This window comes from Actinomadura kijaniata (genome assembly GCF_014138665.1).
GTDB lineage: Bacteria > Actinomycetota > Actinomycetes > Streptosporangiales > Streptosporangiaceae > Spirillospora > Spirillospora kijaniata.
This window is the reverse complement of the sequence record NZ_JACJIA010000013.1, coordinates 58,405-75,596: the sequence shown is the minus strand read 5'-3', so window position 1 is coordinate 75,596 and position 17,192 is coordinate 58,405. Positions and strand designations below refer to the sequence as shown.

19 protein-coding genes are annotated in these 17,192 nt (G+C 74.6%); 12 read left to right on the top strand and 7 right to left on the bottom strand.

Going from position 1 to position 17,192, the window contains the following annotated elements; genetic code table 11:
* The first annotated feature begins 130 nt into the window (after positions 1-130).
* Together panB and HNR61_RS36835 are read left to right on the top strand one after the other, a co-directional pair.
* Positions 131-994 (top strand): 3-methyl-2-oxobutanoate hydroxymethyltransferase, encoded by an 864-nt coding sequence (gene panB / locus HNR61_RS36840; RefSeq protein ID WP_182847768.1) that lies wholly within the window; start codon positions 131-133, stop codon positions 992-994.
* A gap of 212 nt (positions 995-1,206) precedes the next feature.
* Positions 1,207-2,118: a hypothetical protein gene (locus HNR61_RS36835; protein WP_182847767.1), complete on the top strand. Its 912-nt coding sequence runs from the start codon at positions 1,207-1,209 to the stop codon at positions 2,116-2,118.
* Between the two features lie 13 nt (positions 2,119-2,131).
* Here the strand turns inward: HNR61_RS36835 and HNR61_RS36830 are convergent, their stop codons facing one another.
* Positions 2,132-3,184 carry a potassium channel family protein gene (locus HNR61_RS36830; protein WP_182847766.1) on the bottom strand — a complete coding sequence of 351 codons (1,053 nt, stop codon included), beginning with the start codon at positions 3,182-3,184 and terminating at the stop codon, positions 2,132-2,134.
* 48 nt (positions 3,185-3,232) lie between these two features.
* Entirely contained in the window at positions 3,233-3,931 is a 699-nt protein-coding gene (npdG, locus tag HNR61_RS36825) for an NADPH-dependent F420 reductase (RefSeq protein ID WP_182847765.1), read from the bottom strand.
* A 122-nt stretch (positions 3,932-4,053) separates the two neighbouring features.
* Between npdG and HNR61_RS36820 the strand changes: the two genes are divergently transcribed.
* Positions 4,054-4,659, top strand: a complete 606-nt coding sequence (locus HNR61_RS36820) for a hypothetical protein (RefSeq protein WP_182847764.1) — start codon at positions 4,054-4,056, stop codon at positions 4,657-4,659.
* A 195-nt stretch (positions 4,660-4,854) separates the two neighbouring features.
* Entirely contained in the window at positions 4,855-5,463 is a 609-nt protein-coding gene (locus HNR61_RS50225) for an ArsR/SmtB family transcription factor (RefSeq protein WP_182847926.1), read from the top strand.
* Positions 5,464-5,469: 6 nt separating this feature from the next.
* On the opposite strand, the gene HNR61_RS36810 is transcribed toward HNR61_RS50225, so the two are convergent.
* From HNR61_RS36810 to HNR61_RS36800, 3 genes are read right to left on the bottom strand one after another with little or no spacing between them, the layout of a single operon-like run.
* Positions 5,470-6,258, bottom strand: coding sequence for a sugar phosphate isomerase/epimerase family protein (locus tag HNR61_RS36810; protein WP_312898279.1), 789 nt, complete (start codon positions 6,256-6,258; stop codon positions 5,470-5,472).
* Positions 6,255-7,994, bottom strand: coding sequence for a glycoside hydrolase family 35 protein (locus HNR61_RS36805; RefSeq protein ID WP_312898278.1), 1,740 nt, complete (start codon positions 7,992-7,994; stop codon positions 6,255-6,257). Before HNR61_RS36805 ends, HNR61_RS36810 begins: the two co-directional genes overlap by 4 nt.
* Positions 7,991-8,407, bottom strand: a complete 417-nt coding sequence (locus tag HNR61_RS36800) for a hypothetical protein (protein WP_182847763.1) — start codon at positions 8,405-8,407, stop codon at positions 7,991-7,993. Before HNR61_RS36800 ends, HNR61_RS36805 begins: the two co-directional genes overlap by 4 nt.
* Before the next feature lie 204 nt (positions 8,408-8,611).
* Between HNR61_RS36800 and HNR61_RS50220 the strand changes: the two genes are divergently transcribed.
* From HNR61_RS50220 to HNR61_RS36775, 5 genes are all read left to right on the top strand, one after another.
* Positions 8,612-9,667, top strand: coding sequence for a substrate-binding domain-containing protein (locus HNR61_RS50220; RefSeq protein ID WP_182847762.1), 1,056 nt, complete (start codon positions 8,612-8,614; stop codon positions 9,665-9,667).
* A 147-nt stretch (positions 9,668-9,814) separates the two neighbouring features.
* Entirely contained in the window at positions 9,815-11,140 is a 1,326-nt protein-coding gene (locus HNR61_RS36790; RefSeq protein WP_220510246.1) for an ABC transporter substrate-binding protein, read from the top strand.
* A 91-nt stretch (positions 11,141-11,231) separates the two neighbouring features.
* Positions 11,232-12,125 (top strand): carbohydrate ABC transporter permease, encoded by an 894-nt coding sequence (locus HNR61_RS36785; protein WP_182847761.1) that lies wholly within the window; start codon positions 11,232-11,234, stop codon positions 12,123-12,125.
* Positions 12,122-13,030, top strand: a complete 909-nt coding sequence (locus tag HNR61_RS36780; protein ID WP_182847760.1) for a carbohydrate ABC transporter permease — start codon at positions 12,122-12,124, stop codon at positions 13,028-13,030. The genes HNR61_RS36785 and HNR61_RS36780 overlap by 4 nt, the downstream gene beginning before the upstream one ends.
* Before the next feature lie 8 nt (positions 13,031-13,038).
* Entirely contained in the window at positions 13,039-14,058 is a 1,020-nt protein-coding gene (locus tag HNR61_RS36775) for a hydroxyacid dehydrogenase (RefSeq protein ID WP_182847759.1), read from the top strand.
* 70 nt (positions 14,059-14,128) lie between these two features.
* Here the strand turns inward: HNR61_RS36775 and HNR61_RS36770 are convergent, their stop codons facing one another.
* The gene (locus HNR61_RS36770; protein ID WP_182847758.1) at positions 14,129-14,308 is read right to left on the bottom strand and encodes a hypothetical protein; all 180 of its coding nucleotides are present in this window, start codon (positions 14,306-14,308) and stop codon (positions 14,129-14,131) included.
* 72 nt (positions 14,309-14,380) lie between these two features.
* Here HNR61_RS36770 and map point away from each other — a divergent pair, with 72 nt between their 5' ends.
* Positions 14,381-15,232, top strand: a complete 852-nt coding sequence (gene map, locus HNR61_RS36765) for a type I methionyl aminopeptidase (RefSeq protein WP_182847757.1) — start codon at positions 14,381-14,383, stop codon at positions 15,230-15,232.
* A gap of 54 nt (positions 15,233-15,286) precedes the next feature.
* Complete coding sequence (locus tag HNR61_RS36760) at positions 15,287-15,964, top strand: ComEA family DNA-binding protein (RefSeq protein ID WP_182847756.1); 678 nt, start codon at positions 15,287-15,289, stop codon at positions 15,962-15,964.
* 44 nt (positions 15,965-16,008) lie between these two features.
* Here the strand turns inward: HNR61_RS36760 and HNR61_RS36755 are convergent, their stop codons facing one another.
* The gene (locus HNR61_RS36755) at positions 16,009-16,632 is read right to left on the bottom strand and encodes an NAD(P)-dependent oxidoreductase (protein WP_182847755.1); all 624 of its coding nucleotides are present in this window, start codon (positions 16,630-16,632) and stop codon (positions 16,009-16,011) included.
* A 92-nt stretch (positions 16,633-16,724) separates the two neighbouring features.
* On the opposite strand from HNR61_RS36755, the gene HNR61_RS36750 reads away from it, so the two are divergent.
* Positions 16,725-17,117: a winged helix-turn-helix transcriptional regulator gene (locus HNR61_RS36750; protein WP_182847754.1), complete on the top strand. Its 393-nt coding sequence runs from the start codon at positions 16,725-16,727 to the stop codon at positions 17,115-17,117.
* Positions 17,118-17,192: the final 75 nt, after the last annotated feature.

The window sequence follows — 17,192 nt, the reverse complement described above, 5'->3', positions numbered from 1 at the left end:
TCGATACGCAACAGTATCGTTTCGAAACGTGGGAGGAATCCGGGGGCTACCGCAAACGTTGGGACAGTGGGATCATCGGTCCCGTCCGGGTACGCCACCGTGGCGCCTCGAGACTGCTGGAGGTACAACCGTGTCTGTAGCGACGTCCACGTCCGCCCAGTCGTCCGCCCCGTCGACCGCTCTGTACGGCGGCCAGGGCACCCGACGGGTGACCGTCCGGGACATCGCCGCCGCCAAGCAGCGCGGCGAGAAGTGGCCCATGCTGACCGCCTACGACGCCATGACCGCGCGCGTCTTCGACGAGGCCGGGATCCCCGTGCTGCTGGTCGGCGACTCCGCCGCCATGGTCGTCTACGGGTACGACTCGACGATCCCCGTCACCGTCGACGACCTCATCCCGCTCACCGCCGCCGTCGTGCGCGGCTCCCGGCGGGCGATGGTCGTGGCCGACCTGCCGTTCGGCTCCTACCAGACCGGCGTCCCCGAGGCGCTGGCCACCGCCAGCCGGTTCCTGAAGGAGACCGGCGCGCACGCCGTCAAGCTGGAGGGCGGCCGCCGCGTGCTGCCGCAGGCCGAGGCGATGGTCGCCGCCGGGATCCCGGTGATGGGCCACCTCGGGCTCACGCCCCAGTCGGTGAACGTGTTCGGCGGCTACCGCGTCCAGGGGCGCGGCGAGTCGGGCGAGGAGCTGATGGCCGACGCCAAGGCGCTGGAGGCGGCCGGGGCGTTCGCCGTCGTGCTGGAGTGCGTCCCCGAGGAGCTGGCCGAGCGGGTGACCACCTCGCTGTCGATCCCCACCATCGGCATCGGCGCGGGCGGCTCCACCGACGCCCAGGTCCTGGTCTGGCAGGACATGGCCGGGCTGACCGAGCACACCGCCAGGTTCGTCAAGAAGTTCGCCGACCTGCGGACCCTTCTCGGCGACGCCGCCCGCGAGTTCGGCAGCGAGGTCGTCGGCGGCGCGTTCCCGGGCCCCGAGCACGCCTACCACTGATCATCTGACGCGGACGGCCGCGTCCCCGCCACGGGGGCGCGGCCGTCCGCGTGTCAGGACCCGGGCGGCACGCGAACCGCACGGGCGAGTTCCCGGGAACGTGTCGCGCCCTTCGGCTTCCGGCGCCGACGCCGTTCATGCAGAATGTCCCGGAGCCAGCCTCCGGGCACGCCTTCCGGAAGACCACGGCGACACCCCCTGAGGAGATCTTCGTGACAGGTCCCGCTGGCCAGCCGTGGGGACAGGGCGGGCAACGGCCGCCTCCCGTCCCGCCGCAGTATCCGCCCCCGCCGCCGCCGTGGCAGCATCCGCCCCCACCGCAGCATCCGCCCCCGTGGCAGTACCCGCCGCCGTGGCAGCCGGGACCCCCGCCGCCCCCGCGCCCGCCGACGCGCGCGGGACGGATCATCCGGAAGCTGAACCCGTTCCTGGCCGCACGGGCGGTCTTCCGCCCCGCACGGTCGGACCTGATCGTCGACCCGCGCGTCCGGAGGCTCCAGGTCATCCGTGCCTGGGCGGGCATGGTGGTGACGCTCGCCGTGGCCCTGGTCTACCAGGCCACCGCCCCCAGGGAGCTGGCGAGCGACCGGTTCAACGACGCCTGGACCAACGTCCTGATCCTCACCTGCGCCCTGCCCCTGGTCGTGGGCGCTTTCATCCTGGCCTGCCGGCCGCCGAACCGGGGCGCGTTCGCGCGCCGGCTCCGCCACCCGCTGGTCGCGGTCGCGGCGATGTTCGGCTCCATGTTCTGCTTCGCGCTCGCCGCCGCCCCCGAGTTCGGCGGCCTGCGCGAGGCGCTCGGGCCCGTCGTCCTGGTGCCCGCCGGCGTGGCGCTGTTCCTCTGGGTGCTCCCCTTCACCGTCTACGGCATCGTCCTGTCCCTGACCCACGTGTTCCGGACCGCCGACATCCACGAGGTGGTGCCGCCTCTGGTGAGCGTGTCGGCGTCCTGGGTGATCGCCCTGGTCAACCTGTTCACCGACGCCTACCGGGGGGTCCCGGCCGCCCTGGCCGTGGCGCTGCTGCTGGGAGCGCCGCTGACCGTGTCCGCCCTGACGTGTTACGAGCTGCGCCGGCTGCGCCTCCTGCACGGCATCACGCTGCGCAACACGATGCTGCGCTGACTCCGCGCCGCCGTCACCCCTCCGGCGCGGCCGGCTCCGCGTCCCGGTGCGGGGTGGACCGGACGACGATCAACCGGTCGCCGGGGGCCAGCGCCGAGCAGGCCGCGTGGTCGTAGGGCAGGGTCACCCCGTCGCGGACCACCGCCACGGCGGGCTGCCCCACGGCCGTGACCGGCCTGCCGAACTCCTCCGGCCGCACCTCCCGCTCGGCCAGGTCCAGGCCGCTGCCCTGCTCCAGCAGGTCCTCCAGGACGGCGCTGACGTGCGGGTGGCTGGCGGACATGCCCAGCAGCCGCCCGGCCGCCTCGGAGGAGGTGATGACGTTGTCGGCGCCGCTCTGCCGCAGCAGCGGGACGTTCTCCGCCTCGCGGACCGCCGCCTGGATCACCGCGGTCGGGTTCAGCTGGCGGGCGGTGAGGGTGATCAGGACGGCGGTGTCGTCGCGGGCGCTGGCCACCACGACCTGCCGGGCCCGCGGCACGCCGGCCCGGCCCAGCACGTCGCTGCGGGTGGCGTCCCCGAGCACCCCGACGAACCCGGCCTCGGCGGCGTCGGCCACCATGCGCGGATCGGGATCGACCACCACGATCGAGGCCCGGTCCATCCCGGTGCTGAGCAGGGTCTTGATGGCGCTGCGGCCCTTGGTGCCGTAACCGGCCACCACGATGTGATCGTGCACCCGGGACCTCCAGCGGGCGACGCGCCAGTCCTCGCGGGTGCGCTCGGCCAGCACCTCAAGGGTGGTGCCGACCAGCACGATCAGGAAGAGCACCCGGACCGGCGTGATGAAGACGATGTTGATGAGGCGGGCCGCGGGCGACACCGGCGTGATGTCGCCGTACCCGGTCGTGGAGACGGTGACGGTGGCGTAGTAGAGGGCGTCCAGCAGCGACACCCTCCCGTCATGGGAGTCGCGGTAGCCGTCGGCGTCCAGGGCGACCACGAGGACCACCAGGAACAGCAGCGCCGTCGCGACGGCGACGCGCTTGGCGACGGCGCGCAGCGGACGGGTCGTCCGGTGCGGCAGCTGGACGCGGGGACGCCGCGTCGCCTCCTCCGTACCCACGTCGGGTAACGGTACCCAACGCGGGCGCGGAAGATCGGCGGGAGTGGGTCAGACGTCGGTCACGCGCAGGCCCGCGTGCGCCTTGTAGCGGCGGTTGATGGAGATCAGGTTGGCGGTGAACGCCTCCACCTGGTGGGCGTTGTGCAGGCGCCCGCCGTAGATCCCGCGCATGCCGGGGATCCGCCCGGCGAGGGCCTGCACCAGGTCGGTGGCCTCCCGGTCGTTCCCCAGCACCAGCACGTCCAGGTCCATCGACTCCACCGACGGGTCCAGCAGCAGCTTGGCCGACACGTGGTGGAACGCGGCGACCACGCGGCTGTCGGTCAGCACGGCGGCGGCCTGCTCGGCGGCGCTGCCCTCCTCGACCGGCAGCGCGAACGCGCCCTTGCCCTTCTCGAAGCCCAGCGGGTTCACGCAGTCCACGACGATCTTGCCCGCCAGCTCCGGGCGCAACGACTCCAGGGTGGGCCGGTGGCCCTCCCACGGCACCGCGATGATCACGATGTCGGCCGCGGTGGCGGCGGCCGCGTTCTCCGCCCCGCGCACCGGCAGGCCGGCGACCACCGAGCGCAGGTCGTCGGCGGCCTCCTGGGCGCGGTCGGCCTTCCGGGACCCGATGATCACCTCGTGGCCGGCCATGGCGAACCGCAGCGCCAGCCCCTTGCCCTGGTCACCGGTGCCGCCCAGGATCCCGATCGTCAGGCCGGAGGCGTCGGGAAGGTCGTGCGGGCTCTTCTGCTCAGTCATGCCTGCGAGTCTGCCAGGTCCGGGACGAACCACCCGGATCCGGGCCCCGGTTGCCCCGACGCGCTCCGCCACCCCGCCGTTTCTCGGCGAAACCGCCTGCCCCGCGCGGCCGGTGGGGCACCATGAGTCGGGTGGACGCCGAGCAGGTGACGATGTTGCGCGAGGTGCTGTCGACCACCGGGTGGCTGGAACGCACCGGGGAACTCGGCCGCGCCCTGCGCGCGGGCGCCCGTACCCCGGGGGGTCTGCTGCTGGTGGGCACGCCCGCCGACGAGCCGTGGCACATGGCCGCCCACCTGGACGACGAGAGCCGGCTGGCGGGACTGCCCGGCCTGTCCCCCACCCTGGTGCGCTGGTCGCCGCCGCCGGACGCGCCCGCGCACCTGCGGATCGGCCTGGACCGGCTGGAGGGGGCCCGGCGCGGCGAGACGCTGCTGGTGGTCGCCGAGGACGACGCCCCCGACCCGCTGCTGGAACGCGTCGACGACGCCCGCCGCACCGGCGCGGTCATCCTGGCGCTGGAGGGCGGCGACCGGGAGCTGCGCGGCCTGGCCCACGAGGCGCTGACGGTGCCTCCGGGCGACCCGCTGGTCACCTTCGACGGCGCGCAGCACCTGGTGAGCGCCGCCGCCGGCCAGGAGCCGTTCACCCCCCGCCGCCGCGAGCGCGGGCTGCGCGGACGCCTGGCCCGCCTGCTGGAGACCGTCAGCGGCCCCGTGGTCGACTAGGCCGTGTTTCAAAGCCCTGGCCCACGGCGCTCGCCTGGCGGCTCGCACCTCACCAGGGCTTGGCGAGCGCGACATCGCTTCGCGATCTGACCTGCGGGCCCTCGCCTCCGGCGTCGGGCCCGCAGATCAGGTGACGCGCTCGCGTGCGCGGCTGAGGCCCACTGTGAAACAGGCCCTAGCCGTGTCCCAAAAGCCCTGACCCACGGCGCCCGCCCGGGGGCTCGCGCGTGGCCGGGGCCCTGCGGAACAGGCCCTGGGCGCGAGGGTCAGGGTCGCGGCAGGGCGCGGCGGCCACGCTGGAGGGGCTCGCCCCGCGGCTGCGCGTCGAACGCCACGGCCACGAGGTGGTCCTGTCCTCTCCCCCGCGCTCGACCTCGCGCCGGCGGAGGGCGACCGGCTCCCGCTCGTGCCCTCCCACTTCACCTGGCCGCAGATCGTCGCCGTGGGGCACCGCGAACGGCGGGCGGGCCGCACCCGGCGGACCGCGCGGACCACCTCCGCGCTGGCCGAGCCGGAACGGCAGGCGCGCCCGCCGTCACCGCCCGAGGACCCCCTCGGGCTCCCGCGTTCGGCGGCGGACCCACCCGGCTCCGGATCCTGGGCCTGCCGGCCGCGCGGCCGCGCCCGACCCGCGGGATCGCCGGGCTGGTCGGCCTCACCGAGGCCGCCGTCTCCCGGCACCTGAAGGTGCTGGCGGAGGCCGGGTGGGTCAGCGCGGAACGGCACGGCTACCACGTCTACTACCGCCTGGTCCGCGACGCCCGCGGCAGGATCACCGACGCTCTGGGCGGCCTCCTCGTCTGACCGGGTTCAGGGCCGCGGCGGGCCGAGGAGGCGTTCCATGCGGGTGCGTCCGGCCGCCAGCAGGGCCGGCAGCGGCGCGGCGCCGGGATGCCAGGCGGCCTCGTACTCCCAGCACAGCCAGCCGTCGTAGCCGTGCGCGCCCAGGACGCGGCCGACCTCGTCCAGGGGCAGCGTCCCGGCGCCGAGCGCGACCGGGGTCCCGGCCGGGTCGGCGTCCTTGACCTGCACGTAGGCCAGGCGGTCGGCGAGGGCGGTGTGGGTGCGTCCGGGGGTCTCGCCCGCCCGGTGGCCGTGCAGGACGTCCCACAGCGCCCGCGCGCCGGGCACGCCGTCCAGCAGCCGCGCCAGGTCCCGTCCGGCGCGGTGGGAGTCGTGGGTCTCCACCGCGACCGCGACGCCCCGGGCGCGCGCGGCGCCGGCCACGGCGGTCAGGCGGGCGGCGGCGCGGCGTTCGGCGTCGGGGTCGGCGGGGTCGGCGCCGGGGAACACCCGCACGTGCGCCGCGCCGAGGTCGGCGGCCAGGTCGAGGTGGGCGCGCAGCGCGTCGACCACCGGGCCGTCCGGGCCGGGCGCGGCGACCCGGACGTAGGAGGCCGCGCACAGCGGGACGACGCCCGCGCCGTCGAGGGCGGCGGCCACCGCCCGGCGACCGGCGGACGTCAGCCCGGTGTGGACGGGCCCGTCCCCGGCGCAGCGCAGTTCGAGACCGGCGTAACCGGTCCGGACGGCCAGGTCCAGCACCTCGGGCAGGGGCATGCCGGGGACGCCGAGCGTGGAGAACGCCGCCCGCGTCACCGCGCCTCCCCCGGCCGGTCGCGGACCTCGACGCGGCGGCCCGGGACGGGGGCGGCGGGCTCGTCGAGCTCCAGCACGACGATCTCGTTGCGGCCCGGGGCGAGCAGCGGCCACGGCAGGTACAGGGCGCGCTGCGGCCCGGCGGCCTCCCAGTGGCGGCCCAGGCAGAACCCGTTCACCCACACGTAGCCCTTGCCCCAGCCGGGCAGCGCGACGAAGGCGTCGGCGGGTGCGGCGACCTCCAGCCAGGCGCGGTGGAACGCCGGTCCCGCGCTCCGGCGCGCGCGGCCCCAGGGGACGCGGGCGATGTCGTCCAGCGGCACCGAGGCGGTGCGCCAGTCGTGGACGTACTGGCGCTCGTGCAGGACGCCGCCGGTGACGCCCTTGCGTTCGCCGAGCAGCGGCCCGTAGTTGATCCGTCCCATGGCCTCCACGACCAGGGTGACCTCGGCGCCGCCGCCCGGCACGGCGACCGGCGCGCCGGTGCGGCCGTCGCGTTCCAGGACGGCGCGCGGCTCGCCGTCCACCAGCAGGTGGGCGCGGTCGCGCAGGCCGCGCACCGACAGCGGGAGCTCCGGGCGCGGGCCCGGCAGCGTCGCCCGGTACACCGCCAGGCCGTACGCCTGCCCCAGCTCCTCGAACGTGGGCGGCACGGCCGTCTCCACCGTGCGGGCGGTCAGCTCCGGCAGGCAGTCCAGCAGCCGGACGGTGTCGGTCACCGGCAGGCTCGCCGGGGGCAGGGTCGGCGCGGGCGGCGGGGGCTCGGGTGGCGGCGCGACGGCGTGGCGGGACAGGACCTCGCGGAACGCCCGGTACTTGGCGGTGGGCGCGCCGCGTTCGTCGAGCGGGGCGTCGTAGTCGTAGGAGGTGGTCTGCGGCCGGTAGGCGCCGTCGTGCAGGTCGCCGTCCGCGTTGGCGCCCGCGTGGAAGCCGAAGCTGGTGCCGCCGTGCGCCATGTAGACGTTCACCGACGCGCCCGCCGCGAGGACCTCCGCCAGCGCGGCCGCCGCGTCCGCGGCGGGCCGGGTCACCGCCGGCCTCCCCCACTGCCCGAACCAGCCGCACCAGAACTCCATGCAGAACAGCGGGTCGTCCGGGCGGTGGCGGCGCAGCGCCGCGAACTCCCCGGCCGCGCCGCTGCCGAAGTTGGTGGTGGCGGGGACGCCGGGCACGGTCCCGCCGGTCAGCATCAGGTCGGTGCCGCCGTCGGAGGTGAACAGCGGCACGTCCACGCCCCGCGCGCGCAGGCCGTCGCGCAGGTGCGCCAGGTAGGCGCGGTCGCTGCCGTAGGAGCCGTACTCGTTCTCCACCTGCATCATGATCACGTTGCCGCCGCGGGTGGCCAGGTGCGGGACCAGCCGGGGGATCAGCACGTCGAACCAGCGGTCCACGGCGTCCAGGTAGCGGCGGTCCATGCAGCGCAGCGGGATCTCGCCGTCGGCCCGGAGCCAGGCGGGCAGGCCGCCGTTGTCCCACTCGGCGCAGATGTAGGGGCCGGGCCGCACGATGGCGCGCAGGCCCGCGTCGGCGGCGGCGCGCAGGAAGCCCTCCACGTCGGCCAGGCCGGTGAAGACGTACTCGCCGGGCCGGGGCTCGTGCAGGTTCCACGGCACGTAGGTCTCGACGGTGTCCAGCCCCATCGCGCGCAGCGCCGCCAGCCGCTGCGGCCACTGCGGGGGGAGCGTGCGGAAGTAGTGCATGGCCCCCGACAGCACGCGCGTTCCCTCCGTGCTCACGGCGTCAACTCCCGGCGAACGAGCCTTTCGCGAAGACCCCGGGCGACCGGCCCCACCCGCCAACGCGGCCCACCCGAAAGGAACGGCTCCATACGACCGTCACAGCTCGCAAGAGGCGAACACGCCGCATACCCGCGTTGGCCGATGCCACCACCAAACACACCACCGGAGACAACACCGACCGCGCCGCCGGACGCGCCGCCGGACACGGCGTTGGACGCGCCGCCGGACACGGCGTTGGACGCGCCGCCGGACACGGCGTTGGACGCGGCATCGAGCACAGCGGTGGCTGCACCGTCGAGCGTGGCGTCGGGCACAGCATCAAGCGCGGCACCGAGCGCGGCGTTGGACGCGGCGCCGGGTGGGGTATTGGGGGTGGCGCTGGGTGGGGGGTTGGAGGTGGGGGTGGGCATGGGGGCTCCGGGGTGGGTCGGGGCGTTGGCAGCGGGGAACGCCGCGCCACCGTATGGAGCGGAAACCGATCACGTCAAGAGTGGTTTGATTGTTCGATCATAAACGTTCAATTACGAACAGGAACGCTAGACTTCCGGAACAGCACGGTCCGGTGCCGTCCCGGCGCCGCCGCCCCGTCCCCCCGTTGACCAGAAGGAGCCCCGGTGCTCGCCGACCACCGGCACAACGCCATCCTCGAAGAACTCCGCCGCCACGGGTCGATCCGCGTCAGCGACGTGGCCGACCGGCTCGGCGTCTCGGCCGTGACCGTCCGCCGCGACATCGAGCAGCTGGCCGCGCAGGGGCTGGTCACGCGGGTGCACGGTGGGGCCACGCTGCCGGAGGCCGCCGGGGCCGAGGGGCTCGCGCCCGACCTGGTGCTCGGCCTGGTGGTCCCGTCGGCGGGCTACTACTTCCCCGAGATCATCCAGGGGGCGCGGACGGCCGCGGCGGCGCTGGGCGCCCGGCTCACCCTCGGCATCTCCGGCTACGCGGCCGGGCAGGACCGCGAGCAGGCCGAACGGCTGGCGGCCGCGGGCGCGGCCGGGCTGCTGGTCACCTCCAACGAGGCGCCCGGCGACTCGCCCGCGACCCTGGAGTGGCTGGCCGCGCTGCGGGTGCCCGCCGTGCTGGTGGAACGCGAGAGCGCGCGCGGCTGCGTCCCGCTGGAGCACGTCCGCTCCGACCACGCCCAGGGCGCCTACCGGGCCGTCCGGCACCTGGCGGGGCTGGGCCGCGAGCGGCTCGGGCTGGTGCTGCGCACCACCCCCACCGAGCCCTGGCTGCGCGCGGGCCACGACGCCGCCCTCGCCGACCTGGGCCTGGCGGCGGGCCCGGCGTTCACGCTGCCCACCCAGGCCCCCGACGTCGCCGCCCCCACCACCGAGGACCAGGTGGAGCGGATCGTGGCGGCGGTGCGCCGGGGCGAGCTGGACGGGGCGCTGGTGCACACCGACCAGGACGCGATCCTGCTGGTCCAGCGGTTGCGGGCGGCCGGGCTGGACGTCCCGGGCGACCTGGCGATCGTGGCCTACGACGACGAGGTCGCGGGGCTGGCCGACGTCCCGCTCACCGCCGTGGCCCCGCCCAAGCGCGCCGTGGGCGCGGCGGCGGTGGAGACGCTGGTGCGGCGGCTGCGCGACCCGCGGCGCCCGCCGCACCGGCTGAGCCTGGTGCCCGAGCTGCGGGTGCGCTCCTCCTGCGGCGCCGCGGAGCGGTGAACGAACGCTCAGCCCACCTCATCGATCATGCCGAGACCCTTTCGTTGCTGATCGAAATGTTCGTTCGCTCTTGACTGTGAACGAACAGACATCAAAGATGTCCAGCATTTCCTCCCTGTCCCCCTCACGTTCAGGAGCTGGACGATCATGATGCGCAAGTCCCGGCGGACGCCCCGCCGTCCGGCCGCCGCCCTCGCCGCCTCCCTGGCGGCGCTCGCCCTGGCCGCCACCGCCTGCGGCGGTTCGGGCGGGGACGCCGGAGGCGACGGCGGCCCGGTCACCCTCACCTACTGGTCCTGGCTGAAGGGGCAGAAGGAGGCCGTGGAGCTGTTCAACCGGACCCACAAGGACGTCCAGGTGAGGTTCGAGGAGATCCCCGCCGGGGCCAACGGGGGCTACGACAAGATCAGCAACGCGGTGAAGGCGGGCAACGCCCCCGACGTCGCGACCGTCGAGTACGCGATGCTCCCGGCGTTCGTCACCCAGGGCGTCCTGAAGGACCTGCCCTCCGCCGGGGCCTCGACCGTCAAGGGCCGGTACCCCGCCTCGGTCGGCGAGCTGGTGACGTTCGGCGGCAGGACCTGGGCGATGCCCCGCGACATCGGCACGATGGTCTACTTCTACCGCAGGGACCTGTTCGACAAGCACGGGCTGGCGGTGCCCAGGACCTGGGACGACTACAAGGCGGCCGCCGAGAAGGTGAAGAAGGCCGACTCCAAAGCCCGCCTCGGCTCGTTCCTCACCGACGACCCGGTACTGCTGGCCGGACTGTCCTGGCAGGCCGGGGCCAGGTGGTTCGGCACCCAGGGCGACAGCTGGAAGGTCGCCATCGACTCCCCCGAGTCCCGGAAGGTCGCCGACTACTGGCAGGGCCTGGTCGACAAGGACCTGGTGAAGGCGCAGAGCGCCACCGACCCCCTCACCCAGAGCATGCAGAAGGACGAGGTCCTCAGCGTCATCAGCGGCGCCTGGAACGCGGGCGTGCTGAAGACCCTCGTCCCCGGACAGTCCGGCAAGTGGGCCGTCGCGCCGCTGCCCAGCTGGGACGGCAAGCCGGCCTCCGCCGGTTACGGCGGCGCGGGCGCGGCGCTCACCAAGGGCACCGCCAAGGCCGACAAGGCCACCGCGTTCATCACCTGGCTGAACAACTCCGCCGACGGCATCAGGGCGCAGCTGTCCAGCGGCACCAGCAGCGCCCTGCCCGCCTCCCCCGACCTGGTCCCGGTCGCGGCCAAGACGTTCGACACCGCCTTCTACGGCGGCCAGGACATCTACAAGGTCGCCGGGGACGCGCTGGGGACGATGCCGACCGGCTGGGCGTGGGGCCCGGCCATGGCCGCCACCAACACCGAGCTCAAGACCGGCATCAACGCCTTCACCAGCGGCTCGGCCAAGCTCGCCGACGCCCTCGCCGCCGCGCAGGGCAAGACCGTCGCGGAGCTGAAGGGCCGCGGGCTGTCGGTCACCTCCTGACCGCCGCCGCGCCGACCCGCCGTCCCGCGCGGCCCGCCGGACCTCCCCCGGCGGGCCGCGCGCTCCCCGTCCCTCGATCACTGGAGCACGCATGGCCCCGACCTCGCCGCGCCGGCGGCGCGGCGCGCCGATCCTGTTCCTCGGCCCGTTCCTCGTCCTGTTCGCCGCGTTCACGCTGGCGCCCCTCGGCTACGCCGCCTGGCTGAGCCTGTTCACCGAGCGCGGTTCCGGGCTGGGCTTCGGCGGCGCCGAGACGGTCTTCGCCGGACTGGGCAACTACGCCAAGGCCCTGCGCGACGACGCGTTCGCCGACGGCTTCGCGCACATCGTCGCCTACTGCCTGGTCTACATCCCCGTGATGATCGGGGCCGCGCTGCTGCTGGCGCTGCTGCTGGACTCGGCGTACGCGCGGGCCCGCCGGGCGGTGCTGCTCGGGCTGTTCCTGCCGCACGCGGTGCCCGGCATCATCGCCGCGATCGTGTGGGTGTTCCTCTACACGCCGGGCCTCAGCCCGGTGGTGGACCTGCTGCGCGCGGGCGGGATCGGGTGGGACTTCCTGTCGGCCGACCGCATGCTCGTCTCGGTGGTCAACATCGCCGCCTGGCAGTGGACCGGCTACAACGTCGTGATCTTCTTCGCGGCGCTCCAGGCGGTGCCGCGCGACGTGCTGGAGGCCGCCACCATCGACGGCGCCGGGGCCGCGCGGACCGCCTGGAGCGTCAAGCTGCCGCTGATCCGGCCCGCCGTGCTCACCGCCGCGCTGTTCACCACGATCGGGGCGCTGCAACTGTTCACCGAGCCGCAGGTGCTGTTCCGGGCGGGCGCGGGCATCGAGGCGGCCTGGAGCCCCGCCATGTACGCCTACAACGCCGCCGCCGGGCAGGACCACGGCCTGGCCGCGGCGTCCTCGCTGCTGCTGGCGGCGTTCGCCGGCCTGCTGTCGTTCCTGGTCACCCGTCTCAGCGCCCGCCGGAGGACCGCATGAGCGCCCCCGTCCTGACGAAGGCCCCGGCCCCGCCCGCGCGCCGCCCCGCGCCCGCGCCGCGCCGCCGCCCCGCCCTGATGGCCCCCGCCGTGGTCAACGCGGTGCTGGTGGTGGGCCTGGCGTACATGCTGCTGCCGCTGACCTGGCTGGTGATCGCCGCCACCAAGGACCGCCGCGACCTGTTCGGCACCGGCGGCTTCGAGCTCGCCCGGTTCGACCTGTGGGACAACCTCGCCCGCCTGTTCACCGAGAACGGCGGCGTCTACGGCCGCTGGCTGCTCAACAGCGTCCTGTACGCGGGCGGCGGCGCCCTGGTCGGCGCGCTGGTCTGCGTGGCGGCCGGGTTCGCGTTCGACAAGTACCGCTTCCGGGGCAAGGAGCGGCTGTACGGGCTGGTGCTGCTGGGCGTGCTGGTGCCCGCCACCGCGACGGCGCTGCCGACCTACCTGCTGGCCTCCGAGGTGGGGCTGGTCAACTCGTTCTGGGGGGTGTTCCTGCCGATGCTGGTCAACCCGTTCGGGGTGTACCTGGCGCGGGTGTTCAGCGCCTCCTACGTGCCGGACGAGGTGCTGGAGGCGACCCGGATCGACGGGGCGTCCGAGCCGGTCGCGTTCTGGCGGGTGGCGCTGCCGATGCTGCGCCCCGCGTTCGTCACGATCTTCCTGTTCCAGTTCACGGCGGCCTGGAACAACTTCCTGCTGCCGCTGCTGATGCTGTCCGACGACCGGCTCTACCCGGTCAGCCTCGGCCTCTACATGTGGAACGCCTCCTCCCGCGCCACCCAGCCCGAGCTGTACCCGCTGGTGGTCACCGGGTCGCTGGTGGCGGTGGTGCCGCTGGTGCTGGCGTTCGTGCTGCTCCAGCGGCACTGGAGATCGGGCCTGACCGCCGGAGCCGTGAAGTGAGGGAACCCATGACCGAACCCGGCCGCCGCCCCCGCGCGGTGCTGGCGATGGACCCGGGGGTGCTCCCGGCGCTGTTCGACCCGGCGGCGCTGGCCCGGCTGGAACGGCTCGCCGAGGTGGACCCCGCCCTGGTGGTCGACGACTTCGCCGCCCCGGCCGCCGCCGGGCCGCTGGCCGCGGCCGAGGTGCTGGTGACCTGCTGGGGCTGCCCCCCGCTGGACGCCGCCGCGCTGGCGGCCATGCCGGGGCTGCGGGCCGTGGTCCACGCCGCCGGATCGGTGAAGCACCACGTCACCGACGCCTGCTGGGAACGGGGCGTCGCGGTGTCGTCGGCCGCCACCGCCAACGCGCTGCCGGTCGCCGAGTACACCGTCGCCGCGATCCTGTTCGCGGGCAAGCGCGTCCTGGACATCGCCCGGCACTACGCCGCCGACCGGACCCGCCGCGACTGGGCGGCCCTGTACCCCGGCCTCGGCAACTACCGGCGGGTCGTGGGCGTCGTCGGCGCCTCCCGGATCGGCCGCCGCGTCCTGGAGCTGCTGCGCCCGTTCGACCTGGACCTCCTCGTCCACGACCCCTACCTGGACGCGGCCGCGGCGCGCGCGCTGGGCGCCCGTCCCGCCGGGCTGGAGGAGCTGCTGTCGGCCAGCGACGTGGTGACCCTGCACGCCCCCGAGCTGCCCGAGACCCGCCACCTGCTGGACCGGCGGCGGCTGGCGCTGCTGCGCGACGGCGCCACCGTGGTCAACACCGCGCGGGGGTCGCTGGTCGACACCGCCGCGCTGGAACGGGAGCTGGCCGCCGGGCGGCTGCACGCGGTGATCGACGTGACCGACCCCGAGCCGCTGCCGCCCGACTCGCCGCTGTTCACGCTCCCCAACGTCCTGCTGACCCCGCACATCGCCGGGTCGCTCGGCGGGGAGCTGCCGCGCATGGCGCACGCGGCGCTGGACGAGCTGGAACGCTACGCCGCCGGGCTGCCGTTCGCGCACGCCGTCCACGCGGACGCGCTGTCCCGGTCGGCCTGACCGGATCGGCCCGACCGGATGGGGGACGGGAGAGGGCCGTCCCCCGCCGCCGGGGCCGCCCGGTCCCGGTTCAGTCCTCTTCGTCCTGGCGCGCCCACGCCTCGTTGCGCTCACGGGCCAGTTGCAGGGCGTTGGCGGCCTCGCCCTCGGTCCGGTAGGGGCCCATCCGATCCTTGTCCGGGCAGCCCGCGCCGTGCTCCACCTTCATGTGCTTGAGGCAGAACCACCAGTCGCCGTCGCCGTCCTTCATCCGCGTCCTCCGATCGATCTTGTCCCCCGTGCCGGATTACTGCCCCGTCGTGGCTGACTACACTCAAGCACTATGACGACCCACCTACTCCAGCCCGGCCGTGTCTCGCCCATGCGGAAGGTCCCCTCGCACATCCCGCGACCGGAGTACGTGGGAAGGAAGCGGCCGAAGACCGGTGAGGCCGACGTCAAGACGCCCGAGACCATCGAGCGGATGCGGGTCGCCGGCAGGATCGCCGCGCAGGCCCTGGAAGAGGTCGGCAAGCACATCCGGCCGGGGATCACCACCGACGAGCTGGACGTGATCGGGCACGAGTTCCTGCTCGACCACGACGCCTATCCCTCCACCCTCGGCTACCGGGGCTATCCCAAGTCGCTGTGCACCTCGATCAACGAGGTGATCTGCCACGGCATCCCCGACGACACGGTGCTGCGCGACGGCGACATCATCAACATCGACATCACCGCCTTCATCGACGGCGTGCACGGCGACACCGACGCCACGTTCCTGGTGGGGGACGTGGACGAGGAGTCGCGGCTGCTGGTGGAGCGCACCCGCGAGGCGATGATGCGCGGCATCAGGGCGGTCGCGCCGGGCCGCGCCATCAACGTGATCGGCCGGGTCATCGAGTCCTACGCCAAGCGGTTCGGCTACGGCGTGGTGCGCGACTTCACCGGGCACGGCATCGGCACCACGTTCCACTCGGGGCTGGTGGTGCCGCACTACGACGACCCGACCGCCACCACCATCATGCAGCCGGGGATGACGTTCACGATCGAGCCGATGCTGACGCTCGGCACCCACGACTACGACATGTGGCCCGACGGCTGGACCGTGGTGACCAAGGACCGCAGGCGGACCGCGCAGTTCGAGCACACGATCCTGGTGACCGAGGACGGCCACCAGATCCTGACCCTGCCCTAGGTCCCGCGACCGGGCCCGCGCACGATCCCTGACCGCGACCAGGGAGGTCACGCGATGAACGCTCCAGTGCCGAACGGCCCGCCCCGGGTGCCCTCCGACAGCATGCCGCCGGGCCGGGCGGCGCTGAGCGTGACGTGGGCCGCGCTGCCCGTGCTGACGCTGGGGTACGGGACGGCGTTCACGTTCGCGGCGGCGGCGCTGTGGCGGCGCAGCGTGCACCTGCTGCTGGCGTCGCTGGCCTACATCGGCCTGTTCGTGATGCTGCTGCGGGTGCAGGGCGACGGCCCCGAGCGGCTCGCCGGGGTGCTGATCTTCGCGTTGGCGGTGGTGGGCAGCGCGCACGCGTTCCTGATCCGCTCGCGGGTGTTCGATCCCGACGGGCTGTCGGGCATCGGCAACGAGCAGGTCGTGGAACGCGTGCGGCGGCAGCGGCTGCTGCGGGAGAAGGCGCGGGAGCTGGCCGCGCGGGACCCCGGTCTCGCCCGGGAGCTGCGCATCGGCCGCCCCGACCTGCCCCGCGAGTACCAGGACGGCGGCCTGGTCGACGTCAACCACGCCCCGGCCGGGGTCCTGACGCAGCTTCCGGGCGTGACCGGGGAGATGGCCGCGCAGATCGTGAAGGTGCGGGCCGAGACCGGCGGCTTCCTGTCGGCCGAGGAGCTGTCGGCGGTGGCCGGGCTGCCCCCGGACCTGACGCCCGGCATCGCCGACCACGCCGTCTTCATCCGCTGACCCGCCGGCGGCGGGCCCGGCGGCGGCGGTCGGCGGGCCACGTTTCAGTAGGCCACGGTGATGCGGCGGCCCACCGCCTGCGGCTTCTCCAGCTCGTCGACCAGCGCGACCGCGTAGTCCTCGGCGCTGATCCGGCTGTCGCCCGCGGCGTCGGTCAGCAGCCGGTCGCCGCCGGTCCGGAAGGTCCCGGTGCGCTCGCCGGGGGCGATCTCGGCGGCGGGCGAGACGTAGGTCCAGTCCAGGTCCCCGGCCTCGGCGCGGATCACCTGGAGCAGCTCGGCCTGGGCGAGGGACTCGTTCTTGTAGATCGCGGGGAAGCCGGGGGTGTCGACCAGGCGGGCGCCGGGCGCGACCTCCAGGCTCCCCGCGCCGCCGACCACGACCAGCCGCCGCACGCCCGCCCCGCGCAGCCCCTCCAGCACGCCGCGCCCGGCCGCCAGCAGCGGGGCGGCGGGCTCGGAGCCGTCGCGCGGCGGGGAGACGGCCAGCACGACCGCGTCGTGCCCGGCGGCGAGGGCCGCGACGGCGCCGGCGTCGGCGGCGTCGAGCCGGGCGGTGCCCCCGGCTCCGCGGCGGGTGGTGCCGGTGACCTCGTGGCCGCGAGCGCGCGCCTCGGCGGCGACCCGGCTTCCGATCATGCCGGTGGCCCCGATGAGCAGGATCTTCATGGTTCTCCAGTCGCTCGGTGTCGTCCTGACGCGGCGACAGTATCCATTGGATACTGGTTACTACAACGTTCCATTGGTACCTTGGGGAAACCATGGAGGACTCCCTGCGTCCCGGAGACGCCTTCGACCCGAACTGCCCGACCCGCCTGGTCCTGGACCGCATCGGCGACAAGTGGTCGGTGCTGGTGGTGCTGAGCCTGCTGGACGGGCCGCGCCGCTTCACCGAGCTGCGGCACACCATCGGTGGCGTCACGCCGAAGGTCCTCACCCAGACCCTGCGGGTGATGGAACGCGACGGGCTGCTGACCCGCGAGGTGTTCGCCGAGGTGCCGCCGCGCGTGGAGTACGCGCTGACGCCGCTCGGCCGTTCCCTGCGCGCCCCGATCGAGGCCGTCACCGCCTGGGCCGAGGCGAACGTGGGCGCGGTGGTGGCGGCCCGCGCCCGCCACGACGAGCGCGCCTCCCCCGCGGCCGCGACCGGCTGACCCCCGGAACCCCGCCCCGCGTTCCGCCGTCCAACCGGACGTAACGCGCACACCGGCGTGCCGCGCCAGGAAACG